Consider the following 18,798-nt stretch of genomic DNA (forward strand, 5'->3'; position numbering starts at 1 on the left):
ACCTATGGGTCGCCTTGGGTGAAGCGCAGCGAATGTCCAACCGCGGGGCCGCCGACGCATCTCGTGAAAGGCGGCTGGTATGTGAACGCCAGCGGCCCCTCATGCATCAGCGGGCAGGCCAAAACGCCCGGCATGGACGAGGTCGGAGCGGCGATCGAGCGATATTGGTATAGCTTCTCGCTCTTCCATGATCGCGGCGATGCGTTCACGCATCCTATGGAACACGTCGAGACGTGGTCGCGCGATACGCTCCCGCCCGCAGGGGCGGCGCCGCGACCGGCGTTCATCAGTGAGCCTGATATATGGATTTGGCCGGAGAGCGCTCCCGCGCTGGAGCCGACTGTAAATCCTATGGCGGTGCCGATTGCGCGGCCGGGGCCTGAAAAGGCTCCCGTGCCGTATCGGCTCATTCCGTATCGGCAGCCGAATCCTTTTCTGTCGCCGCATGAGCAATCGATTTGGGGACCCCGCACCCTCGTTCGCGGGGTCGGGGAGTTGTCGTGGAAAATCGATCCGCGCCTTCGCAATCGCGTGCGCGGCCAGCCTAAGCCGCACGTGCGGCAGCCACCGGGGAAGGGGACCAAGGAACGCAAGTTGAACCTTTCCATTGGGGGTGTCCCCGGCAAGATCATCGGCGGCATTACCGAAGCGGTGGACGCTGTGAATGCGATCTATGCCGCGCTGCCTGGCAAGTATAAGTCGCCCGGTCTGACGCCACAGGAAAAGGCGCTGCGGATCTACCAGCATTTCGATGAGGTCGATCTGCGCAAGGCGCTGGCGAACCTGTTCGTCCAGCAAGTCAGCGACCGCGCGTGGGGAACCATTGGCAAGGCCGCCGCCCAAGCTGCTGTTAAGGGCGGATTGTCGCGCGGTCTCCAGTTCGGCCCGTGGGACACGGCCGGTGGCTATTATGGCACCGCTGCGGAATGGATGTATTCGGGTGCATAAAGCTGTGGATAAGTCTGTCAGTAGCTTGACGGCGAGTCCTGACTATGAGTCTAAATCGCTCCGGGGCAATTCCGCCTCGGGAGAAAGGAAATGGCTTATGCGAGGCGTTCTTCGCGTCGTTCGACGGGCCGGCGAACCGTTGCTCGCCGGAGTGGTGGCCGCAGCGGTTACGCTCGGCGTCGTACCGCAGGAGTGCGCAGCCGCCGTTCGCGGTCTGCTGCATCTCCTCGTACTGTGAGGATCGTGATCGAGCAGGCTGCCGCCAATCCGGTGGCGCGTCCTGCCGGTGAAGGCGCGACGGTCGCGCCCCGCAAGGCCCGGTTCTAATATTTGGAAACCGGCGTTCGGCGTAGGTTCACGATTTGAGCGCTGGGGGTTAGTGGTTTGTTCGGCGAAGTCCGATAATATACATTATGTAAAACACAATTGTCATCCCGAGATGACACCCCATGTCAATGCCTGTGGTCGCAAGGGTGCGCAACGTGGCTGCGGGACATCGGAGAAAGAGATCTGCATTTATCGTGACGACGGCACGCGGTTTCCGGATTTTGCAAATGAAATACGCTGAACGTGACAAGACGCCCGAATCGATTACCTCTATCAAGCCGCCATCGCCGCAGCCTGGGCAGTATCAAGGGCGTCGGCGCAATTTAATGCAATGTGATCGACGGCCTGACCCATCGGCTTCCTCAAAGGAAAAGATGGCCGTTGCGATATTCCCGATCCCGCTCCCTTAGCCCCCCTAAGGGATTGGGCAATATCGCTTGTTTTCAGGTTGCGCCCGTCAGGACCGCAAGCCTTTCTTTTGGAATGAGGATGTAAGCATGACCAAGAACATGAAGTTCCTTTGCGCCCTTTCGCTGCTGGCGGCCCCCAGCCTGGCTTCCGCGCAGGAGCCGGCCCAGAACATCAGCCACGCGCGCCACGGCAATCTGGCCAATGCGCAGGACCTCGTCCGTCAGGCGTTCGACTATGTCACTGCCGCGCAGGAAGCCAACGAGTTCGACCTCGGCGGCCACGCCGCGCGCGCCAAGGACCTGCTGCGTCAGGCGAACGACGAACTCCGCATGGCTGCCACGGCTGCCAACCAGCGCTAATCCCTCCATCGGCGCTGTTCGAGGCCGGCGGCGGAGACCATCTCCGCCGCCGGTTTTCGTTTCGACGAAACTCAGTCGGTCAGGCGGAACGCGGCTATGTCGACGCCGAGGGTCGCCAATGCGGTATTGCGGGCGGCCTGCGCGATCCTTTTGACTGCCATATCTCCCCCGCCCGCTCGCGACGCCGTGATCGCACCGCGCAGCATCATGATCTGAACGATGAGCGCGGCGGCCGCGAGCCGGCGCTCCTCCGGCGTCGCGGCATCGAAGCATCCCGCCGCCGCGATGGCATGACGCGCCGCACCGGTGATCCGCAAAAGCTGAGGCACGCTGGGGATCGGCGCGTGATTGGCGGCGATCCACGCGAACATCATATAAAGCCCGACGAGATTGGCGAGATCCTGGACGCCGAGTTCATATTGCCCGATCGAGCTGCGATAGGTTTCAAACAGATCGTTGCGGCTGAAGGCACGCTCGAGCTTGGCGCAGCGATCGGCATCGATCGCGCGAATCTCGTCGAGCAGAAGGGGCTCAAATCGCCGCAGATCGGCATAGGATTCGACGCCGCTCTCCACGGGGATGGTAGAATGCGGCAGCGGCCCCTTGGGCGGCAGCTGTGCGCCGAATGACGGCGCAAGCCAACGTGCCGCCGCCTGCAACGAAATCTCAGCCAGTGGATACCAGATCATCCGCGTGCTCTCGGCATCGCTGCCCCTGATCGTCCTCGCCTCCGACGGCAGCGCGACCGTCTGGACCGCGGCACCGTTCCGCGCCCATTCGCCGGGCGTCGTGCCGACCATTTCGCAAAAGACGCGGTGGAACTGGGTATAGCTACCGAATCCGGCGTCGAAGGCGGCGGTGAGCAGATCGCCGCTTTGCGGATAAAGGATGTGGAAGCGCTCGAGCCGGGTGCGGTTGCGCCATTCGACAAAACCGCGCCCGGTATGCTCGACGAGCAGCTGCCCGAGATAATCCTGCGAGATGCCGCACATCCTGGCGAGCGCCGCGGCGCTGGGCGTTTCCGCGCTCGACCGCAATATCTCCAGCGTCCGGATCACCGCCGGATGCGTAGCGCGCTGCGGCGCGCCATTGGTGATGCGGCTTGCACGCCAGGCGCTGCGAAAGGCATATTCGAGCCCGGTCCGATAAAGCGTCGGCTCGTCGCTGTCCTGCGAGATATGCGCGAGCAGACGGTCGAGCGCGATGGCGTCAACGCTCGCCAGTACGCGGCAGGGTTGTTCGGCGACCTCGCGGACCAGCTCCTCGTCCAGTTCCTCGGGCGAGATCAGCGCCACCCACATGTCGAGATCGGGCGAGCGGATGAGCCGGTGCGGCTGCCCCGGCAGCAACCAGACGAGCGTGCCCGGGACGAGATCATGCTGCCCATCTTCAAGGAAATAGGTGCCCTTCCCGCTGATGATGAGATTGAATTCGAGCTGATGATGCGCGTGATCGGCCTGGTACATCACACCGCTGCCGGTACGCCTTATTTCGGTGGCAACCGAAAGAATATTCGCCCGCTCTCCCATATTTTGAATTTACAGTATGTTCCAATGGGCAACAAGTTGTTCGCTGTTTCACGCCGCGCAGTCATTCGGGATTCTGGCAAGAGATTGGCCCGAGAGTGGAAAGACGGAGGGCGGCGGGCGGCGCTAATCTCGGCCTTTCTCGATCATGAAAACCGCCCCCGCATCAGATGCCCGATACCAACAAGGCCGCCTTCGTCGGCGACGACATTTCCCAATTGCTCGCGCTCAAGGATGCGCTGGCCAGCGCGCAGGGAGCGGCGGTGAGCCGCGCCTTTTGCGCAATCGCCCATTCGCGCGGGATTGCCCAGATCGCCGCAGATTCAGGGCTTGATGCCGAGGCCATTCACGCCGCACTCGCCGACCCCGAAAAACCCGATCTCGCAATCCTTGCGCGCGTGGCGGATGCGCTTCACCTGCGATTGCGCGTCAGGGAGCGGAAGGATTCCGCCGGCTGGTCGCTCAAGCGGGATTGAGCGTTACCCGCCCCAGGGTTCGAGAACCAGCGTCTGCCCCTCGACGCGCCAGGCCTTGAGCGTCGACAGAAAATTCATGCCGATGACGTTGGTGTCGCCGAAGGCCGGAGCGGTCACGATCCGCAGGTCGCGTGAACGGATCGGGCCGACAGCGAACTCGGCGACGCGCGCGGGCTGGGCCTGCACCTCGCCATTGGCGGTGTTGAGCAGTTGTGGCATCGCGCCCGTATCGACCTCGACCCCCGCCTTGCTGACGAGGCCAGTCGACAGGGCAGTTGTCGTCGCGCCGCTGTCGATCAGGAAGCGCTGCGAGACGCCGTTGACGCTGGCATTGACCCAGAAATGCCCGTCGTCGGACATCGGGATGCGCAGCGTGTTACCGACGGTCTGGCTGCCGACAAGCTCGCCCGCAATGCGATGCCAGGCCGAAGCGATCGCACCGCGATAGCTGACGACCAGCAGCGCGCCGGCAAAGATCGCGATCCAGAGCGCGATCAGCTTCAGCGTCTGCCCGATCGGCAACCGCCGCGCGATCAGGCCGCTGCCGACGAGGATCAGCGCGCCGATCGACCATACGATCTGGATGGAGTCATTTTCGCTCAAACCCATATGTCCAGCCCGTCATGCCCCGGAATGACGCGCTCGGGCAGTTTCGCCGCCAGCGCCTGATAATCCATCGACTGATCCATATGCGTCAGCACGGCAAGCCCGGGCGCGATGTCGCGGATGGCCGCCAGAGTCGTCGCGAGGTCCGAATGAGTGGGGTGCGGCCGTTCGCGCAGGGCGTCGACGATCCAGAGGTCGGCATCCTCGTATGCGGCCAGCATATCGTCAGTTATAATATTAAAATCAGTTGAATATACAATTATTTTATCATTGTGAGCGAAGATCAGGCCGGCCGATGTGATGCTGCCATGCGGTTGATCGATCACCGCAACCGCTATATCTCCGATCATCACGCTGTCTGGTAGCACGCGCCCTTCGACTGTGGCCGGATAGCCGCCCCGCCCTTCGAACGCATAGGCGAAACGCGACGCCAACGACGCGAGCGTGTCGGGGCGCGCATAGCCGACGACGGGGCGTCCTGCTGCGTGAAAAAGCTGCCGAAGATCGTCGATGCCGTGGCAGTGATCGGCATGGTCATGGGTCCAGATCACCGCATCGACTGCCGCTACATGAGCGGCGAGTAGCTGTTCGCGCATATCGGGCGAGGTATCGACCAGAATGCGCGTCGTCGCGCTCTCGACGAGGATCGACACGCGCGTGCGTCGGTTGCGTGGCTCGGCGGGATCGCAGCTGCCCCAATCATTGCCGATGCGGGGAACGCCGGAAGAGGTGCCGCATCCGAGGATGCGAGCCTTCACGCGCTCGCCTTCGCGAACAGGGCGTGGAAATTGCGGCTGGTCTGCGCGCCCAGTTCCTCGACGGTCACGCCGCGCAGACCAGCAAGGAAGCGCGCGGTATCGGCGACAAAGGCGGGCTCGCAGCTCTTGCCGCGATGAGGCACCGGCGCGAGGAAAGGCGAGTCCGTCTCGATCAGCAGTCGGTCTGCAGGAAGCCGCGCGGCGGTCTCCTGCAGATCGCGGGCGTTCTTGAATGTCACGATCCCCGAGATCGAGATATAAAATCCCAGATCCAATGCTTTGTCGGCAAAAGCTCCACTGGCGGTGAAGCAGTGGATGACGCCCGGATAGGCCCCCTTCCCCATTTCCTCGGCCATGATCGCCGCTGTGTCGTCCTCCGCATCGCGCGTGTGGACGATGAGCGGGAGACCGGTCTCGCGCGCGGCAGCGATATGCGCGCGAAAACTCGCCTGTTGCCGATCGCGATCGCTGTGGTCGTAATAATAGTCGAGGCCGGTCTCACCGATGCCGATGACGCGCGGATGCGCGGCTTTCGCCACCAGCTTGGCGGTATCGACATCGTGATGCGCGTCCGCCTCGTGCGGGTGGATGCCGATCGTGGCCCAGACGTCTGGCGCGCGCTCGGCGGTGGCGACGACGTCATCCCATTCGCGTTCGCGGGTCGAGATGTTGAGCATCGTCGCGACGCCAGCGGCGCGGGCGCGGGCCAGCACCGCATCCTGCTCCTCGACGAGGCCCTTATAGTTCAGGTGGCAATGGCTATCGATGAACATAGGGTCTAGCTGGCGTCTTCGGCCGGCAATTCAAGTTTCGGGAAAACGGGCGTCGGCGGCGCGAGCGTGAAGCCCGAGGCGGCAAGGCGATCGTGCCGGCCATCGTCGATCAAGGAGGCGTGGTTGCGCTCTTCGAACGGCACGCCCATCTGATCGAGCAGCGCGGTGGTACCAGCCGGGATAACCGGGGCAATCGCGATCGCGAGCTCGGCGATCGCGCGGTAAAGCGTCGCCAGCACCGCTGTCATGCGATCGGGATCGGTCTTGCGCAGCGTCCAGGGTGCCTGCGCATCGATATACTGGTTGCAGGCGAAGACGGCGCGAATCCAGGCGTCTATGCCCTGCGCGAGCGCCAGATCCTCGAATGCGGCAGGCAATTCCTCGGCGCAGGCGCGGCGGACGAGCGCGAGCAGCTCGGCATCGGCCGGATCGGCCTTGCCGCCGACAGGGACTTTACCCTCGCAATTCTTGACGATGAAGGCGAGCGTGCGCTGCGCCAGATTGCCAAGACTGTTGGCGAGATCGGCGTTCACGCGTGTCACGATCGCTTCGGCCGAATAGCTGCCATCCTGCCCGAAGCTCACTTCGCGCAGCAGGAAATAGCGCAGCGCATCGACGCCGAAGGCATCGGTAAGATCGAGCGGATCGACGACGTTGCCGAGCGACTTCGACATCTTCTCGCCGCGATGGAGCAGGAAGCCGTGGCCGAACACCGCCTTGGGCAACGCGATGCCGGCGGACATGAGGAACGCCGGCCAATAGACTGCATGGAAACGAATAATGTCCTTGCCGATCACATGGAGATCGGCCGGCCAGAAATGCTCGTATCCCGCAGCCGGGTAACCCGCGCCGGTCAGATAGTTGGTCAGCGCATCGACCCAGACATACATGACATGGCCCGGGCTGTCGGGCACCGGCACGCCCCAATCGAAACTGGTGCGCGAGATCGACAGGTCCGACAGACCGCCCTCGACGAAGCGGATCACTTCGTTGCGGCGGCTTTCGGGACGGATGAAGCCGGGATTGTCGGTATAATGTTGAAGCAGCCGGTCCTGATAGGCCGAGAGGCGGAAGAACCAGCTTTCCTCGACGGTCCATTCGACTGGCGTGCCCTGCGGCGACAGGCGGGTGCCCCCTTCGCCGCCGACAAGTTCCTTCTCGTCGTAAAAGGCTTCGTCGCGGACCGAATACCAGCCTTCATAGCGGCCCGAATAAATGTCGCCACTGGCAACCATCGCGCGCCAGATCGCCTGGCTTGCGGCATGATGATCGGCGTCGGTCGTGCGGATGAATCGATCGTAACTGATCCCAAGGCGATCATCCATTGCCTTGAAATAGGAAGACATTTCATCGGCAAGTGCCTTTGGCGTAACACCCCGGTCACGTGCCGTCTGCGCCATCTTCAGCCCATGTTCGTCGGTGCCGGTTAGGAAGCGCACCTCACGCCCCATGAAGCGCTGGAAGCGCGCGATCGCATCCGCGGCGATCGCTTCATAGGCGTGGCCGATATGTGGACGGCCATTGGGGTAGCTGATCGCGGTGGTGATGTAGAAGGGCTTCGCCATGGCCTCAGCCTTTAGCGGATGGCGCTCCGGGGGCAAGGCCGGCGACGAGCGTGCCGAGTTCGAAGGCCACGGCCTGCGGATCGAGCGCGAGCGGCTGGGCGCTGGCGGCGAGCGAACGTGCGGCTTCCCATGCCGCTATCGTTTGCGCCAGCGCCGGACCAGAGCGCCGGGCAGCGAGATCGGCGATGAAGGCCGGCGCACGTTCCAGAAAAGCCTCGAAGCGTGGCTGGGCCGCCTTGGTCGCAAGCGCACGCGACAGAGCGGAGCGTTCGGCGTTGGTGGGATCCCCCTCCCCGGCCAGCCGCGCCAGCGCGGCGTCGAGGCCGGCTATGTCGAGACCGGCGAAGCGCAGCGCCATGCCCGGCGATCCTTCCGAGAGCGCGACAAGCGCATCGACCTCGCCATTGTCGGCATCGGGAAGCCGGGTGCGGATCACCCGATCGGTCTCGGCCGGGGACAGCGGCTGGAAGCGAAGCACGCGGCAGCGCGAACGGATCGTCGGCAGCAGGCGGCCCGGCGCGTGGCTGACGAGGAAGAAAATCGTGTTGGCCGGCGGCTCCTCGAGATTCTTGAGCAGCGCGTTGGCGGCGCTGCGCTCGAGATCGTCGATCGCATCGATGAGGATCACGCGGCGATAGGATTGGGACGGCGTGCTGCCGAGCAGCGGCTGGAGCGCGCGGACCTGCGCGATGCTGATGTTGCGCGCGAGATCGTTGCCCGTATCGCGCGGCAGGCGCTCCAGCAATTTGTAGTCGGGATGGCTGCCGGCAGCGATCAGCCGCGCGGTCGGATGATCTTCGGGTACCGCGAAGCCGGGCGCTCCGGCCATGGGCAGCGCGGCATCGGCAAGCAGCCACTGCGCCGCCAGCCGCGCGAACAATCCCTTGCCGATGCCGCGCGGGCCTGCGAGCAGCCAGGCGTGATGGAGCCGGCCGCCATTCGCTGCCTCGTGCAGCGCCAATATCTGTTCGGCATGGCCGACGAGCGACGTCATGACGTCAGTCCGTCGAGCGCGGCAAGTAGGCGCTCCGTGACCTCTTCCTCGTCGCCGCTGGCGTCGATCACGCGGAAACGCGCGGGTTCCTGGTCGGCAAAGCGCCCGAGCAGCGCCGCGACGCTGGCATGATAGCCGGCATCGCGGCCGCCGATCCGGTCGACGGTCCCGGCGTCGCGGCGATCGGCGCGCGCGGCCGCTTCGCCTGCGGGGAGCGCCAGCAGCAGCGTCCGGTCAGGCAGGAGCCCGCCGCTGCCTATGCGGTGGAGCGCCAATATGTCGGCATCCTCGATCCCGCCCGCGCCCTGATAGGCGCGCGAGCTGTCAATGAAGCGGTCGCAGATCACCCAGGCGCCGCGTTCCAGCGCCGGGCGGATCGTGCGCGCGACATGATCGGCGCGCGCGGCGGCGAAGAGCAGCGCCTCACTCCGGGCGTTCCAGCGGCCGCCATCGCCTTCGAGCAGCAACGCGCGGATCGCCTCGGCCCCCGCCGAACCGCCGGGCTCGCGCGTCAGCACCACCTCGGTCCCGCGCGCCTCCAGCGCCGCGGCGAGCCGCCGGGCCTGGGTGGACTTGCCGACCCCCTCCCCGCCCTCAAGCGAGATGAAACAGCCGCTCAACGCCCGAAGAGCGACATGAGGCCGGCCCAGGCGCGGCCGAAGAAGCCGGCCTCGGCAACGTCGCTCGCGGCGACCAGCGGCATCACCTGCGGCGGGGTATCGGGCGTCGAAACCACGAGATCGGCGATATGGTCGCCTGCCTTGATCGGCGCCTTGACCGGGCCGTTATAGACGACCTTGACCTGCATCGCGCTCGCGGCGCCGCCGGGAAGCGTCACCGCCAGATCGCGCGGCGCGACGAGACCGACCTTGTTGACGCCGCCAAGCTGGACCTCGGCCGTCTCGACCTCGGCGCCCTTCTTGAACAGCGGCTTGGACGTCCAGGCGCGGAAGCCCCAGTCCATGAACTTCACGGATTCGGAAATGCGATTGTTGAAGGTGTCGAGCCCCGCGACGACCATGACCAGACGGCGGCCATTCTGCTCCGCCGATCCGGTGAAGCCATAGCCGGCTTCTTCGGTGTGGCCGGTCTTGAGGCCGTCGGCCCCCTGCACGCGGCCCAGCAGCGGATCGCGATTCGCCTGGGTGATGGGATCGCCCGCACCCAGCGTCTTGCCCCAGGTGAACGAGGTCTGGCTGTAGAATTGCTTGTACAGATCGGGGAAGTCACGGACCGTGGCAGCGGCGAGATGGGCCAGATCGCGCGCGGTGGTGTAGGTCACGCCATTGTCGGGCCAGCCGTTCGACGTGCCGAAATGGCTGTTGGCCATGCCAAGCGCCTGGGCGTGGCGGTTCATCTCGGCGACGAAGGCGGTTTCGGTGCCGCGAATGCCTTCTGCCAGCACGACGCAGGCATCATTGCCCGACAGGGTGACGATGCCGTGGAGCAGATCCTTGACGCTGACCTGCTCGCCAACCGACAGGAACATCGTCGAGCCGGCGGCCGGGCCATGCCATTTCTGCCAGGTTTCGGGGCGGACGGTGAAGGTCTGGTCGAGCTTCAGTTCGCCCTTCCTGATCAGATCGAAGGCGACATAGACCGTCATCATCTTCGCCATCGATGCGGGGGGCATCCGGCGATCGGCATCCTTGGCATAAAGCTCCGCGCCAGAGGACAGGTCCTCCATATAGGCGATCGGTGCCGTCGTTTCGAAGGGCGGAGCGGCCGCAATAGTCGGCGTGGCGAGAGCGATGGTAAAAAAAGAAGCGGTAACAAGAGCTTTCATGTCAGGCCTTCAACAATATCTGAAAATCAATTGATCGCCTCGCCGACGATCGTCGCATCGCGATAGCCTTTCGCGACGACATCCGCCAGCGAGCGTCGCGCTGCGGTGGGATCATAAGGCCCCAGCCGCACACGCCAATAGCTGCCGGCCGCCGAGGCCAGCCCGCCGAGCGACGCCGCAAGCCGCTCGGCATTCGCCTTGCTGGCGAAGGTGCCGACCTGAACGAAGGCGCGCTGGAAGCCGGGGCGGATCACCGCCGGCACGCCCTCGCCCACCGGCGCGAGCGCGCGATCGGGGCGCGTTGCGAGGCGGCGGCGGAGCATGGCGAGCTGATCGAGCGCGACGCGCGGGCGCTCGCCCACCTTGCCGCCGCGCATCAGGGTGCGCTGCTCGTCCACCGAAGCCTCGACGCGGCGCACGCGGACGGCGGCATTGCCATGCCCCTCGATCCCCAGCTGACGTGCGGCGCCGCGCGACAGATCGATCAGCTTGCGCCGCGAGAAGGGGCCGCGATCGTTGATACGCACGAGAATGGTCCGGCCGGTGTCGAGCGCGGTGACCTCTACATAGGACGGCATCGGCAAGGTGGTGTGCGCGGCGCTGATTCCGTCGGGATTGAAGCGTTCGCCGTTGGACGTGCGGTTGCCCTTCACTTCCTCGCCATACCAGCTTGCCCAGCCCACCTCGTCATATTCGCGGACGTCGGCCGGGTGATAGGCGATGCCGCGCACCATATAAAGATCGCCGACCTTGATCGGCTCGGCCACCGGCGTGCGCGTCGAGACGCGCGTGCCGGCCGATTGATCGCGCCCCGCGACGCCGCAGCCGGCGAGGAGGAGAAGGAGCAGAAGCTCAGCGCGCGACCGCATCGGCCAGCAATCCCACCGAGAGCGCGTAGAAGTTGGAGCAGTTATAATCGAGGATGACGCGGTAGTTGCCGGTCAGCAGATAGGCGGCCTGGCCCGGGCCGTCGGGTTCGAGCAGGCTCGCCAGCTCGTCATCGCGCGGCCAGGCGCTCGATTGCGGCACGATGCCCTTGGCGCGCCATTCGGCGATGGTCAGCCAGCGGCTGTGGCGATCATGCACGCGCGGGCAGCGGGGCGATTTTGTCCTGGATGCGATCGCGGCGCGATCGAGCGAGGCAGGCACGTTGACCGCGATCCCCCATGGCTCGCCCGCCCGCCAGCCGGCGTTGACGAAATAATTGGCGATCGAGGCCAATGCGTCGGGCGCGCTGGTCCAGATATCGATGCGTCCGTCGCCATCGCCGTCGCGCGCGAGACGCAGATACACGCTGGGCAGGAATTGCGGATAGCCCGTAGCGCCTGCCCAGCTTCCCTTCAGCTGATCGCGCGACACGCCGCGATCGATCATCTTGAGCGCGGCGATGAACTCGGCGGTGAACAGATCGCGGCGGCGCCCATCATAGGCCAGCGTCGCGAGCGAGCGGAGCAGATCGAAGTCGCCGGTATAGGCGCCGTAATTGGTCTCATGCCCCCAGATCGCGACCATGATCGATTCGGGCACGCCGGTTTCGCCCTCGATCCGTTGCAGCTGGCCGCGGACGGCGCGATATTTGGCCTGCCCGCGCGTGATGCGATCGGCATCGACATGGCGCGCGCGATAAGGAGCGAAGGCCGGAATAGCCGAGGCCGGCGCATTGGGATTGCCCCCCGGCTGCGACTGATCGAGCTGGACGACGCGCGGATTGAAGCTGAGCGTCGGCAGCACGGCATCAAGCGTGCGCGGCGTCACGCCCTCGGCCAACGCTTGCGCGCGCAGCCTGGTGATGAATGTCTGGAAACCAGCCTCGTCCTGCGCCGCAGCCGGCGTTGCCGCCAGCATCAGGCCAGAGACGAGCGCCGCAAAAAATCTGCCCATCGCCCTCCCCTTGAGCGACCCACATTGCCACAGCGAGCGAGCCGATGACACTCGCCTCATCGCATGGCAGGCACAAGAGGCCGCGCGCCTTTTCGCTTTGCCATAGCGCGCGGTGACGATATTGCGCGCGGCCATAGGGAAGCGTGGCCGAGTGGTTGAAGGCTCTCGTCTTGAAAACGAGCATGCGAGAGATCGCATCGTGGGTTCGAATCCCACCGCTTCCGCCATTTTTAAAGAATTCGGCATCCTTCCCGGGCTTGCCTCGACGCGGCAACGCGCTCCAAAATGAGCAAGCGTGATCAATAAGCTGCGACATCGAGCGCCTAGACGGGCGATGCGCATCCGAAGCGCAGCCGGAGATGGGATGATCCAATGGCCGTCCGCCGTGTTCTTCTGTACTTTGCCTGGAGTCGCCCCGGCGAGGCTGGCGCCCCCTATCCCGTCATAGACGACCGCTTTCCGGCGCTCTTCGAGCTGCGTCGCCTTTTCTATCCCGCGTTCGAGCCGCTGGCGGATCCGGCATCGACCGACCAGGGCATTGCCGGCTTCCTCGATCATGTCCAGAAGCCCAATTTCGCTGCCTTCGCCGAGCAGATGGGCGCCGAGGCCGGGCGCGCGACCATCCAGATCGAGCGCGTTGCCGACGACGGATTCGTCACGGCGCTCGATGAAGCGATATTGTCGCGTGTTGATACCGTCGTCGTGATCAGTTTCGACTCGTTCAGGACGGGGCAAAGCGCGACCGAAGTCGAAGTCGCTGCCGTCCGTCAGTTTCTCCAGGATCCCAACCACCTCATCTTCGTCTGCCCGCATCACGATATTGGCGAGGCGAACGACGTCGCGGAGGAGTCGCTCGCCGAGCAGCGCGTGGCCGAGCATCGCCACCATGGCGACAAGGCGATCCCGCCGCGACAAGGCTTTGGCGGCTTCGCACGGTCCCTGCTCGCCGGCCTTGGCGTGCCCGTCGAAAACCGGTTCGGGCTTCATCCCGCAGCCGAGGCCGATGGAGCGCCGAGCCCTGTCGACGCGGAGCGCGGGCTGGATCGGCTTGGCCTTCTGGACGGCGTCGATACCTTCAATCTCCATGCCCATCTGCCGCAGCTCGAACGGATCGGTGACGGTATCGAACGGCTCGACGTGCTTGCCCGCCAGCGCATCGACATGGCGGCACCGCCGCACCCCTTCACCGCCGACGGTCGAGACCGGTTCGACGCGCTGCTCCAGTCGACCGAGGCAGCGTTCCCCGGCACCCTGCTTGTCTGCGACACGACCATGTTCAGCTCGACCGTGGGCGGCCTCGAAAGCCTCGGCCGGTTGTGGTCGAACATTGCGCGGCGGCCGATGCGAAGCGCGAGCTGAGCGAGACATCGGGCGCTGGATTTCCCCCGGCGTGGCGAAAGCGTCCGGATTGGCCGCTATATGATTGATGCGGGTCGGAGCGCAGGTTACATCCCTTGCGGGTTCACGGCGCAACAGTGGGGTAAGTATATGCGGCTGAAATCCATGGCTGTCTGGGTTCCGGCTTGCTTTTTTGTGTCAGGGTGCGCACGGCGATCGGCGCCCACGCTCAGCCTGTTCGGCGCCTATTTTCCGATCTGGATCCTTTGCGGGATCGTCGGCGCCGCGGCCGCGCTGGCGACGCGTCTGGCGCTGGTGGCCAGCGGCCTTTCCGAAGCGATTCCAGCGCAGCTTCTGCTTTGCGTGGCGGTCGGCGTGATCGCCGCCAGTCTCGCCTGGCTCTGGCTGGGGCAATAAGCGATGGAAGTCGCCGGCCAACGCCGCACCCGCAACGCTGCAAAAATCGCCGTGCTCGTCATCGTCCTGATCGCGATTGCGCTGCTCGCCTACAGCCTCGACCGGTCGAAGCGCTATCCGTCGACCGACGACGCGACGATCGACGCGGAGGTCGTGCATGTGGCCGCGGCGGTCGGCGGTCGGATATTGAAGATCGCGGTCGCCGAGAATGCGCATGTCCGCCGGGGCGATCTGCTGTTTCAGATCGATCCTCTTCCCTATCAGGCGGCGGTCGAGCAGGCACAGGCCGAGCTGGCGCTGGCAAGGGCCGCGCTCGGCACGCAGGGGCGCGCCGTCGCGACGCAGCGTTCGGGGGCGACGATCGCCACCGATCAGGTCGGCCGCGCCGCCGCCAATCAGGCGCTCGCCGCGCGCACGGTCGCACGCCTGAAGCCGCTCGCCGAAAGCGGTTACATCCCGCGCCAGCAGCTCGATCAGGCGGAAGTAGCGCTGCGCGACGCCAATACTTCGCTGGCGCAGGCCCGCGAACAACAGTCCGCAGCGCATACCGCGATCGACACGGTCGCGGGCGCGACGGCGGCGGTGCAGGCGCGCGAAGCCGCGCTGGTGTTGGCGAAGCGAGCGCTCGCTGACACGACGGTACGCGCGCCGCACGATGGCCGGGTGGTCGGGCTCGCCGTGCTGTCCGGCGAGATGGTCGCGCCCTCGCAGTCGCTGTTCACGCTCGTCGCGGATGAGGAATGGCATGCGGTGGGCAATTTCCGCGAAGGCGCGCTGCGGCATGTCGCGCTGGGCGATTGCGCCACCGTCTATTCGCTGATCGACCGCTCGCACGCGATCCGCGGCAAGGTCGACGGCATCGGATCGGGCGTGCTCGACACTGATCGGGTCAACCTGCCGCGTTCGGTACCTTATGTCGAAAAATCGCTCAACTGGGTGCGGGTCGCGCAGCGCTTCCCGGTGCGCGTGAAGCTCGACGGCCCGCCCGCGCAACTGATGAAGCTGGGCGCGAGCGCCGTGATCGAAGTGCGTCATGGCGCAGCCTGCCGCTGACCAGGGAAGCGGCGCGCGCGCGGCGCTTTCCCTGTTGCTGGCGCCGACGCGCGACCGCGCCGAACTGGCCTTCCGGCTGGCGTTGATCTGCGTGCTGACGACCTTCGTCGCCCAATATTACGGCACCCCCGATCCGGCGCTGACCGCCTATATCGTTTTCTTCCTCAACCGGCCCGAGCGCACGACGAGCCTGATCTTCAATCTTGCCTTCGCCGTGCTGATCTCGATCGTCATCGGGCTGGTGCTGCTGCTTGCAATGCTCGTCGTCGACGCGCCCGCATGGCGCGTCGTCGCAATGGCGATGACCTCGATCTTCTTCCTCTTCCTCGCCTCGGCCAGCAAACTGCGTCCCATCGGCGCCATATTGGCGATGATCGTCGCTTATGCGCTCGATCTGCTCGGCTTCGTCCCATCCGGCGACCTGGCGACGCGGGCGCTGCTTTACGCCTGGCTGTTCGTCGGCATCCCGGCGGGCGTCTCGCTGGTCGTGAACCTGCTCATCGCGCCCGCGCCGCGTCGCCTCGCCGAACGCGGGATTGCCGATCGCCTCCGCGCGGCCGCCGCAATGCTGCGCGACCCCGCCGATGGGCAGCGCCAGCGGTTTGCGCACTACCGCGACGAAGGCGCCGGCGAGATACTCGAACGCCTCCACCTCGCGCATGTCGAACGCACGATCGCGGCAGACGCGGCGCCTCGCTTGACGGCCGCCGCTTATTCCACCGCCACCCTGTTGCAGCAGGTCGACGCAATCCGCGCCGAGCCGGGTATCACGGCGCGGTGGCGAGACGAAGCGGCGGAAACACTGGAGGCGATGGCGCGCGCATTCGACAAGGGCGGTTATCCGGTCGGAATCACGCCGCCGGCGGGCGGTGATGACCTGCCTGCGGATTCGCGCGCGCTGGTCCGGGACTTCGATACCGTGCTGCTTCATTTCGCCGATCCCGTGCCCGAGGCGCAGGCGTCTGAAGCGGCGAAGGCCGGCTTCTTCCTGTCCGACGCCTTCACCAATCCCGAGCATCTCCGCTATACAATCAAGACGACGGCGGCGGCGATGCTCTGCTACTTCCTTTATGTGTTGCTCGACTGGCCGGGCATCCATACCTGCCTCATCACCTGCTACATCGTCGCGCTCGGCACGACGGGCGAGACGGTCGAAAAGCTCAGCCTGCGCATTCTGGGCTGCCTTGCGGGCGGCGCGATCGGCACGGCGGCGATCGTCTGGGTGATGCCCGCGCTCGATTCGATCTGGGGGCTGCTGGCCGTCGTCTTCGCAGGCGCGTTGTGCGGCGGATGGATCGCCGCCGGAAGCCCGCGCATCGCATATGCCGGCTTCCAGTTCGCCTTCGCCTTTTTCCTCTGCGTGATCCAGGGCGCCGGCCCGGCCTTCGACCTGACGATCGCGCGCGACCGGGTGATCGGGATCCTGATCGGCAATCTCGTCGTCTACCTGATGTTCACGCGCGTCTGGCCGGTCAGCGTCGCGCAGCGTATCGAGCAGAGCTTCGCTGCCTTGCTCGACGCGCTCGCCGCCTTCGCGCGCCTGCCGCTCGACGCGCGCCGGCGAGGCGCGCCGGCCATCCATGCCCGGTTCGCCGCGCTGCGCGGCGATCTTGCGCTCATTCCCTATGAGCCCGCTTCGGTGCGCCCGCCCGCCGACTGGATCGCCCGGCGCGACGACGCGCTCGACGCCGCCGCCGCGCTCGAACAGCCGTTGCTGCTCGACGACGATGCGCGTTTCTGGACGCCGGCGGCAGCGCAACTGGAGCGCCTCGCTCGGCATTCGGGCGACCGGCCCGATCCCCCACCCGCCCAATCGGCACCCCGCCCCGTAAATGGTCGCCAGCGACGCGCGCGCGACCAGCTCAACCTGTTGGAGACTGCTCTTGCCGCGCGCGCCTGATCCCCTCGTCATGTCGACGTGGCTCGCCGCGCTGGCGGCTGCCGCGCTGGCGTTTCCGACATTCGCGGCAGGGCGTCATGCCCAGCAGGCGCCCGATGCGCCGGATCGGCCATGGCGTCCGGATACCGCCGCCAACGGCGAAATCATCCCCGGTAGCCCGGCCGCGTCTTCGCCGCCCGTGTCCGCCGGCTATGTCCTGCCGACCAACGAGACGCTGGCCACGCTGCCGGCGGAACCTTCGATCGACAGGGCGCGCGTATACGATCTTGCCGACCTGATCGACCTCGCCGAATCGCACAGCCCGGCGACACGCGTGGCGTGGAACGCCGCGCGCGAGGCTGCCCTTGCCGCAGGCATTGCGCGGAGCAGCTATCTGCCGCGCCTGACGGCAACCGCGCTCGGCGGCTATCAGGCCTCGCATGGACGCGCCTCAGCGCTCGGGCTCAGCGCCGGTTCGGACAATTCGGTCGGGGGCGGCGTCGCCGCGCTTTCGCTGCAATGGCTGCTGTTCGATTTCGGGCAAAGGCGGGCGATCGTTGAAGGCGCCGATCAGACGACGATCGCTGCGGATATCGGCTTCACCGCCGCGCATCAGACGCTGATCCACCAGGTCAGCCTCGCCTTCTACGCCCACGCGGCCGCCAGGTCGCGTGCGGCGAGCGCCACCCGATCGCTTGCCGACGCCCAGGCGGTCCAGCAGGCGGCCGAGCAGCGTTACAAGCATGGCATCGGCACGGTGATCGAAGTCGCGCAGGCAAAGCAGGCCACAGCGCAGGCGCGCCTCGCCGAAGTGCAGGCGAGGGGTGCGACGGAAGATACTTATGTCGATCTTCTCGCGGCCGTCGGCATTCCGCCGCTCATCAGGATGTCGATCGCCGATGCATCCGGCCACAAGCTGACCCCGGCACTGGGCGACGATGTCGACAAGGTGATCGCGTCGGCGCTGGGACGGCGGCCCGACGTGCTGGCGGCCTATGCTTCGCTCAAGGCCAGCCAGGCAGGCGAGCGGGCGGCTCGGGCGGAATTCCTGCCCAAATTCTTCGTTTCGGCGAACGGCACCTATGCCGGCGGCGATCTGTCGCTCAGCGGGCTGCCCGCGATCGGATCGGGGGACAGCCCGACGCTCAATATCACGAATCGGCGGCTGGGCGCGACCGTCGTCGGCGGAGTCACCGTTCCTCTGTATGACGGCGGGCGACGCAAGGCCGCGCTCGAACAGGCCCGAACGCGCACCGATAGCGCGCGCGCCACGCTCGACCGCGTCAGGAACGACGCGATCCAGCAGATGGTGGTGGCGAACAATGCGCTGCGTACCAGTCTTGCCGCGCACGAAGCAGCCGGCGAACTGCTGGTCGCAGCGCAGACGACCTTCGACGCCGCGCTTGCGGCCTATCGCAACGGCGTCGGCAGCTCGACCGATATCATGCTTGCCGAGCGGCAACTGCTCGAGGCGCGAAACGCATACAGCGACTCCTACAGCATGGCGCTATCCGCCGCCGCGACGCTCGCGCTGGCAAGCGGCATACTGGGCACAAGCCCGTGATTTAAGCCACGCGCGTGCCGCGCAACACCGTTCAAAACAGCGCATCCCGGTCCAAGAGATTCGGCGCTCGCATATCTATGCCGTGCACAGGCCATGGTCTCGGCGGACAAACGTTTCCCCAAAGACAAGAGTTGCGT

18 protein-coding genes and 1 tRNA gene are annotated in these 18,798 nt (G+C 65.8%); 9 read left to right on the plus strand and 10 right to left on the minus strand.

The window, feature by feature from the left end:
- Positions 1-18 precede the first annotated feature (18 nt).
- Together AC3WT0_RS01135 and AC3WT0_RS01140 are read left to right on the plus strand one after the other, a co-directional pair.
- The gene (locus tag AC3WT0_RS01135) at positions 19-948 is read left to right on the plus strand and encodes a hypothetical protein (protein WP_492750748.1); all 930 of its coding nucleotides are present in this window, start codon (positions 19-21) and stop codon (positions 946-948) included.
- 824 nt (positions 949-1,772) lie between these two features.
- A complete protein-coding gene (locus AC3WT0_RS01140) occupies positions 1,773-2,045 on the plus strand; it encodes a hypothetical protein (protein ID WP_492750750.1) in 273 nt (90 codons plus the stop codon).
- A 71-nt stretch (positions 2,046-2,116) separates the two neighbouring features.
- Here AC3WT0_RS01140 and AC3WT0_RS01145 read toward each other — a convergent pair whose 3' ends face one another.
- Positions 2,117-3,511, minus strand: a complete 1,395-nt coding sequence (locus tag AC3WT0_RS01145; RefSeq protein ID WP_492750751.1) for a helix-turn-helix domain-containing protein — start codon at positions 3,509-3,511, stop codon at positions 2,117-2,119.
- Positions 3,512-3,741: 230 nt separating this feature from the next.
- Between AC3WT0_RS01145 and AC3WT0_RS01150 the strand changes: the two genes are divergently transcribed.
- Positions 3,742-4,047 carry a hypothetical protein gene (locus tag AC3WT0_RS01150; protein ID WP_492750753.1) on the plus strand — a complete coding sequence of 102 codons (306 nt, stop codon included), beginning with the start codon at positions 3,742-3,744 and terminating at the stop codon, positions 4,045-4,047.
- A 3-nt stretch (positions 4,048-4,050) separates the two neighbouring features.
- On the opposite strand, the gene AC3WT0_RS01155 is transcribed toward AC3WT0_RS01150, so the two are convergent.
- The 9 genes from AC3WT0_RS01155 to AC3WT0_RS01195 are packed head-to-tail and all read right to left on the minus strand — an operon-like array spanning position 4,051 to position 12,410.
- Complete coding sequence (locus tag AC3WT0_RS01155; RefSeq protein WP_492750755.1) at positions 4,051-4,650, minus strand: retropepsin-like aspartic protease family protein; 600 nt, start codon at positions 4,648-4,650, stop codon at positions 4,051-4,053.
- The gene (locus AC3WT0_RS01160) at positions 4,647-5,411 is read right to left on the minus strand and encodes an MBL fold metallo-hydrolase (RefSeq protein WP_492750757.1); all 765 of its coding nucleotides are present in this window, start codon (positions 5,409-5,411) and stop codon (positions 4,647-4,649) included. Before AC3WT0_RS01160 ends, AC3WT0_RS01155 begins: the two co-directional genes overlap by 4 nt.
- Positions 5,408-6,184 carry a TatD family hydrolase gene (locus tag AC3WT0_RS01165; RefSeq protein WP_492750758.1) on the minus strand — a complete coding sequence of 259 codons (777 nt, stop codon included), beginning with the start codon at positions 6,182-6,184 and terminating at the stop codon, positions 5,408-5,410. Before AC3WT0_RS01165 ends, AC3WT0_RS01160 begins: the two co-directional genes overlap by 4 nt.
- 5 nt (positions 6,185-6,189) lie before the next feature.
- Positions 6,190-7,749: a methionine--tRNA ligase gene (gene metG, locus AC3WT0_RS01170; RefSeq protein ID WP_492750759.1), complete on the minus strand. Its 1,560-nt coding sequence runs from the start codon at positions 7,747-7,749 to the stop codon at positions 6,190-6,192.
- Positions 7,750-7,753: 4 nt separating this feature from the next.
- The gene (locus AC3WT0_RS01175) at positions 7,754-8,743 is read right to left on the minus strand and encodes a DNA polymerase III delta subunit-related protein (protein WP_492750761.1); all 990 of its coding nucleotides are present in this window, start codon (positions 8,741-8,743) and stop codon (positions 7,754-7,756) included.
- Positions 8,740-9,363, minus strand: a complete 624-nt coding sequence (tmk, locus tag AC3WT0_RS01180) for a dTMP kinase (RefSeq protein WP_492750763.1) — start codon at positions 9,361-9,363, stop codon at positions 8,740-8,742. Before tmk ends, AC3WT0_RS01175 begins: the two co-directional genes overlap by 4 nt.
- Positions 9,360-10,529 carry a D-alanyl-D-alanine carboxypeptidase family protein gene (locus AC3WT0_RS01185; protein WP_492750765.1) on the minus strand — a complete coding sequence of 390 codons (1,170 nt, stop codon included), beginning with the start codon at positions 10,527-10,529 and terminating at the stop codon, positions 9,360-9,362. The genes tmk and AC3WT0_RS01185 overlap by 4 nt, the downstream gene beginning before the upstream one ends.
- 26 nt (positions 10,530-10,555) lie before the next feature.
- Complete coding sequence (locus AC3WT0_RS01190) at positions 10,556-11,398, minus strand: septal ring lytic transglycosylase RlpA family protein (protein WP_492750767.1); 843 nt, start codon at positions 11,396-11,398, stop codon at positions 10,556-10,558.
- Entirely contained in the window at positions 11,382-12,410 is a 1,029-nt protein-coding gene (locus AC3WT0_RS01195; protein WP_492750768.1) for a lytic murein transglycosylase, read from the minus strand. The genes AC3WT0_RS01190 and AC3WT0_RS01195 overlap by 17 nt, the downstream gene beginning before the upstream one ends.
- A 137-nt stretch (positions 12,411-12,547) precedes the next feature.
- Here AC3WT0_RS01195 and AC3WT0_RS01200 point away from each other — a divergent pair.
- The 6 genes from AC3WT0_RS01200 (at position 12,548) to AC3WT0_RS01225 (ending at position 18,661) form a co-directional block, all read left to right on the plus strand.
- Positions 12,548-12,637: transfer RNA gene (locus tag AC3WT0_RS01200), tRNA-Ser, on the plus strand.
- A 145-nt stretch (positions 12,638-12,782) separates the two neighbouring features.
- The gene (locus tag AC3WT0_RS01205; RefSeq protein ID WP_492750769.1) at positions 12,783-13,769 is read left to right on the plus strand and encodes a hypothetical protein; all 987 of its coding nucleotides are present in this window, start codon (positions 12,783-12,785) and stop codon (positions 13,767-13,769) included.
- A gap of 129 nt (positions 13,770-13,898) precedes the next feature.
- Positions 13,899-14,165 (plus strand): hypothetical protein, encoded by a 267-nt coding sequence (locus AC3WT0_RS01210; RefSeq protein ID WP_492750770.1) that lies wholly within the window; start codon positions 13,899-13,901, stop codon positions 14,163-14,165.
- A 3-nt stretch (positions 14,166-14,168) separates the two neighbouring features.
- Positions 14,169-15,218 carry a multidrug transporter subunit MdtN gene (gene mdtN / locus AC3WT0_RS01215; protein WP_492750772.1) on the plus strand — a complete coding sequence of 350 codons (1,050 nt, stop codon included), beginning with the start codon at positions 14,169-14,171 and terminating at the stop codon, positions 15,216-15,218.
- Complete coding sequence (locus AC3WT0_RS01220) at positions 15,199-17,118, plus strand: FUSC family protein (RefSeq protein WP_492750774.1); 1,920 nt, start codon at positions 15,199-15,201, stop codon at positions 17,116-17,118. The genes mdtN and AC3WT0_RS01220 overlap by 20 nt, the downstream gene beginning before the upstream one ends.
- Positions 17,102-18,661 (plus strand): TolC family protein, encoded by a 1,560-nt coding sequence (locus AC3WT0_RS01225; protein ID WP_492750776.1) that lies wholly within the window; start codon positions 17,102-17,104, stop codon positions 18,659-18,661. Before AC3WT0_RS01220 ends, AC3WT0_RS01225 begins: the two co-directional genes overlap by 17 nt.
- Positions 18,662-18,798 lie beyond the last annotated feature (137 nt).

The organism is Sphingomonas sp. EU05-FHT14C10 (genome assembly GCF_058790595.1).

Bases quoted from the DNA above. Each gene is read 5' to 3' on its own strand.
- AC3WT0_RS01220 (WP_492750774.1), top strand. From the start codon at position 15,199: ATGGCGCAGCCTGCCGCTGACCAGGGAAGCGGCGCGCGCGCGGCGCTT.
- AC3WT0_RS01165 (WP_492750758.1), bottom strand. From the start codon at position 6,184: ATGTTCATCGATAGCCATTGCCACCTGAACTATAAGGGCCTCGTCGAG.
- AC3WT0_RS01140 (WP_492750750.1), top strand. From the start codon at position 1,773: ATGACCAAGAACATGAAGTTCCTTTGCGCCCTTTCGCTGCTGGCGGCC.
- AC3WT0_RS01205 (WP_492750769.1), top strand. From the start codon at position 12,783: ATGGCCGTCCGCCGTGTTCTTCTGTACTTTGCCTGGAGTCGCCCCGGC.
- AC3WT0_RS01145 (WP_492750751.1), bottom strand. From the start codon at position 3,511: ATGTACCAGGCCGATCACGCGCATCATCAGCTCGAATTCAATCTCATC.
- AC3WT0_RS01175 (WP_492750761.1), bottom strand. From the start codon at position 8,743: ATGACGTCGCTCGTCGGCCATGCCGAACAGATATTGGCGCTGCACGAG.
- AC3WT0_RS01150 (WP_492750753.1), top strand. From the start codon at position 3,742: ATGCCCGATACCAACAAGGCCGCCTTCGTCGGCGACGACATTTCCCAA.
- AC3WT0_RS01195 (WP_492750768.1), bottom strand. From the start codon at position 12,410: ATGGGCAGATTTTTTGCGGCGCTCGTCTCTGGCCTGATGCTGGCGGCA.
- metG (WP_492750759.1), bottom strand. From the start codon at position 7,749: ATGGCGAAGCCCTTCTACATCACCACCGCGATCAGCTACCCCAATGGC.
- mdtN (WP_492750772.1), top strand. From the start codon at position 14,169: ATGGAAGTCGCCGGCCAACGCCGCACCCGCAACGCTGCAAAAATCGCC.
- AC3WT0_RS01190 (WP_492750767.1), bottom strand. From the start codon at position 11,398: ATGCGGTCGCGCGCTGAGCTTCTGCTCCTTCTCCTCCTCGCCGGCTGC.
- AC3WT0_RS01185 (WP_492750765.1), bottom strand. From the start codon at position 10,529: ATGAAAGCTCTTGTTACCGCTTCTTTTTTTACCATCGCTCTCGCCACG.
- AC3WT0_RS01210 (WP_492750770.1), top strand. From the start codon at position 13,899: ATGCGGCTGAAATCCATGGCTGTCTGGGTTCCGGCTTGCTTTTTTGTG.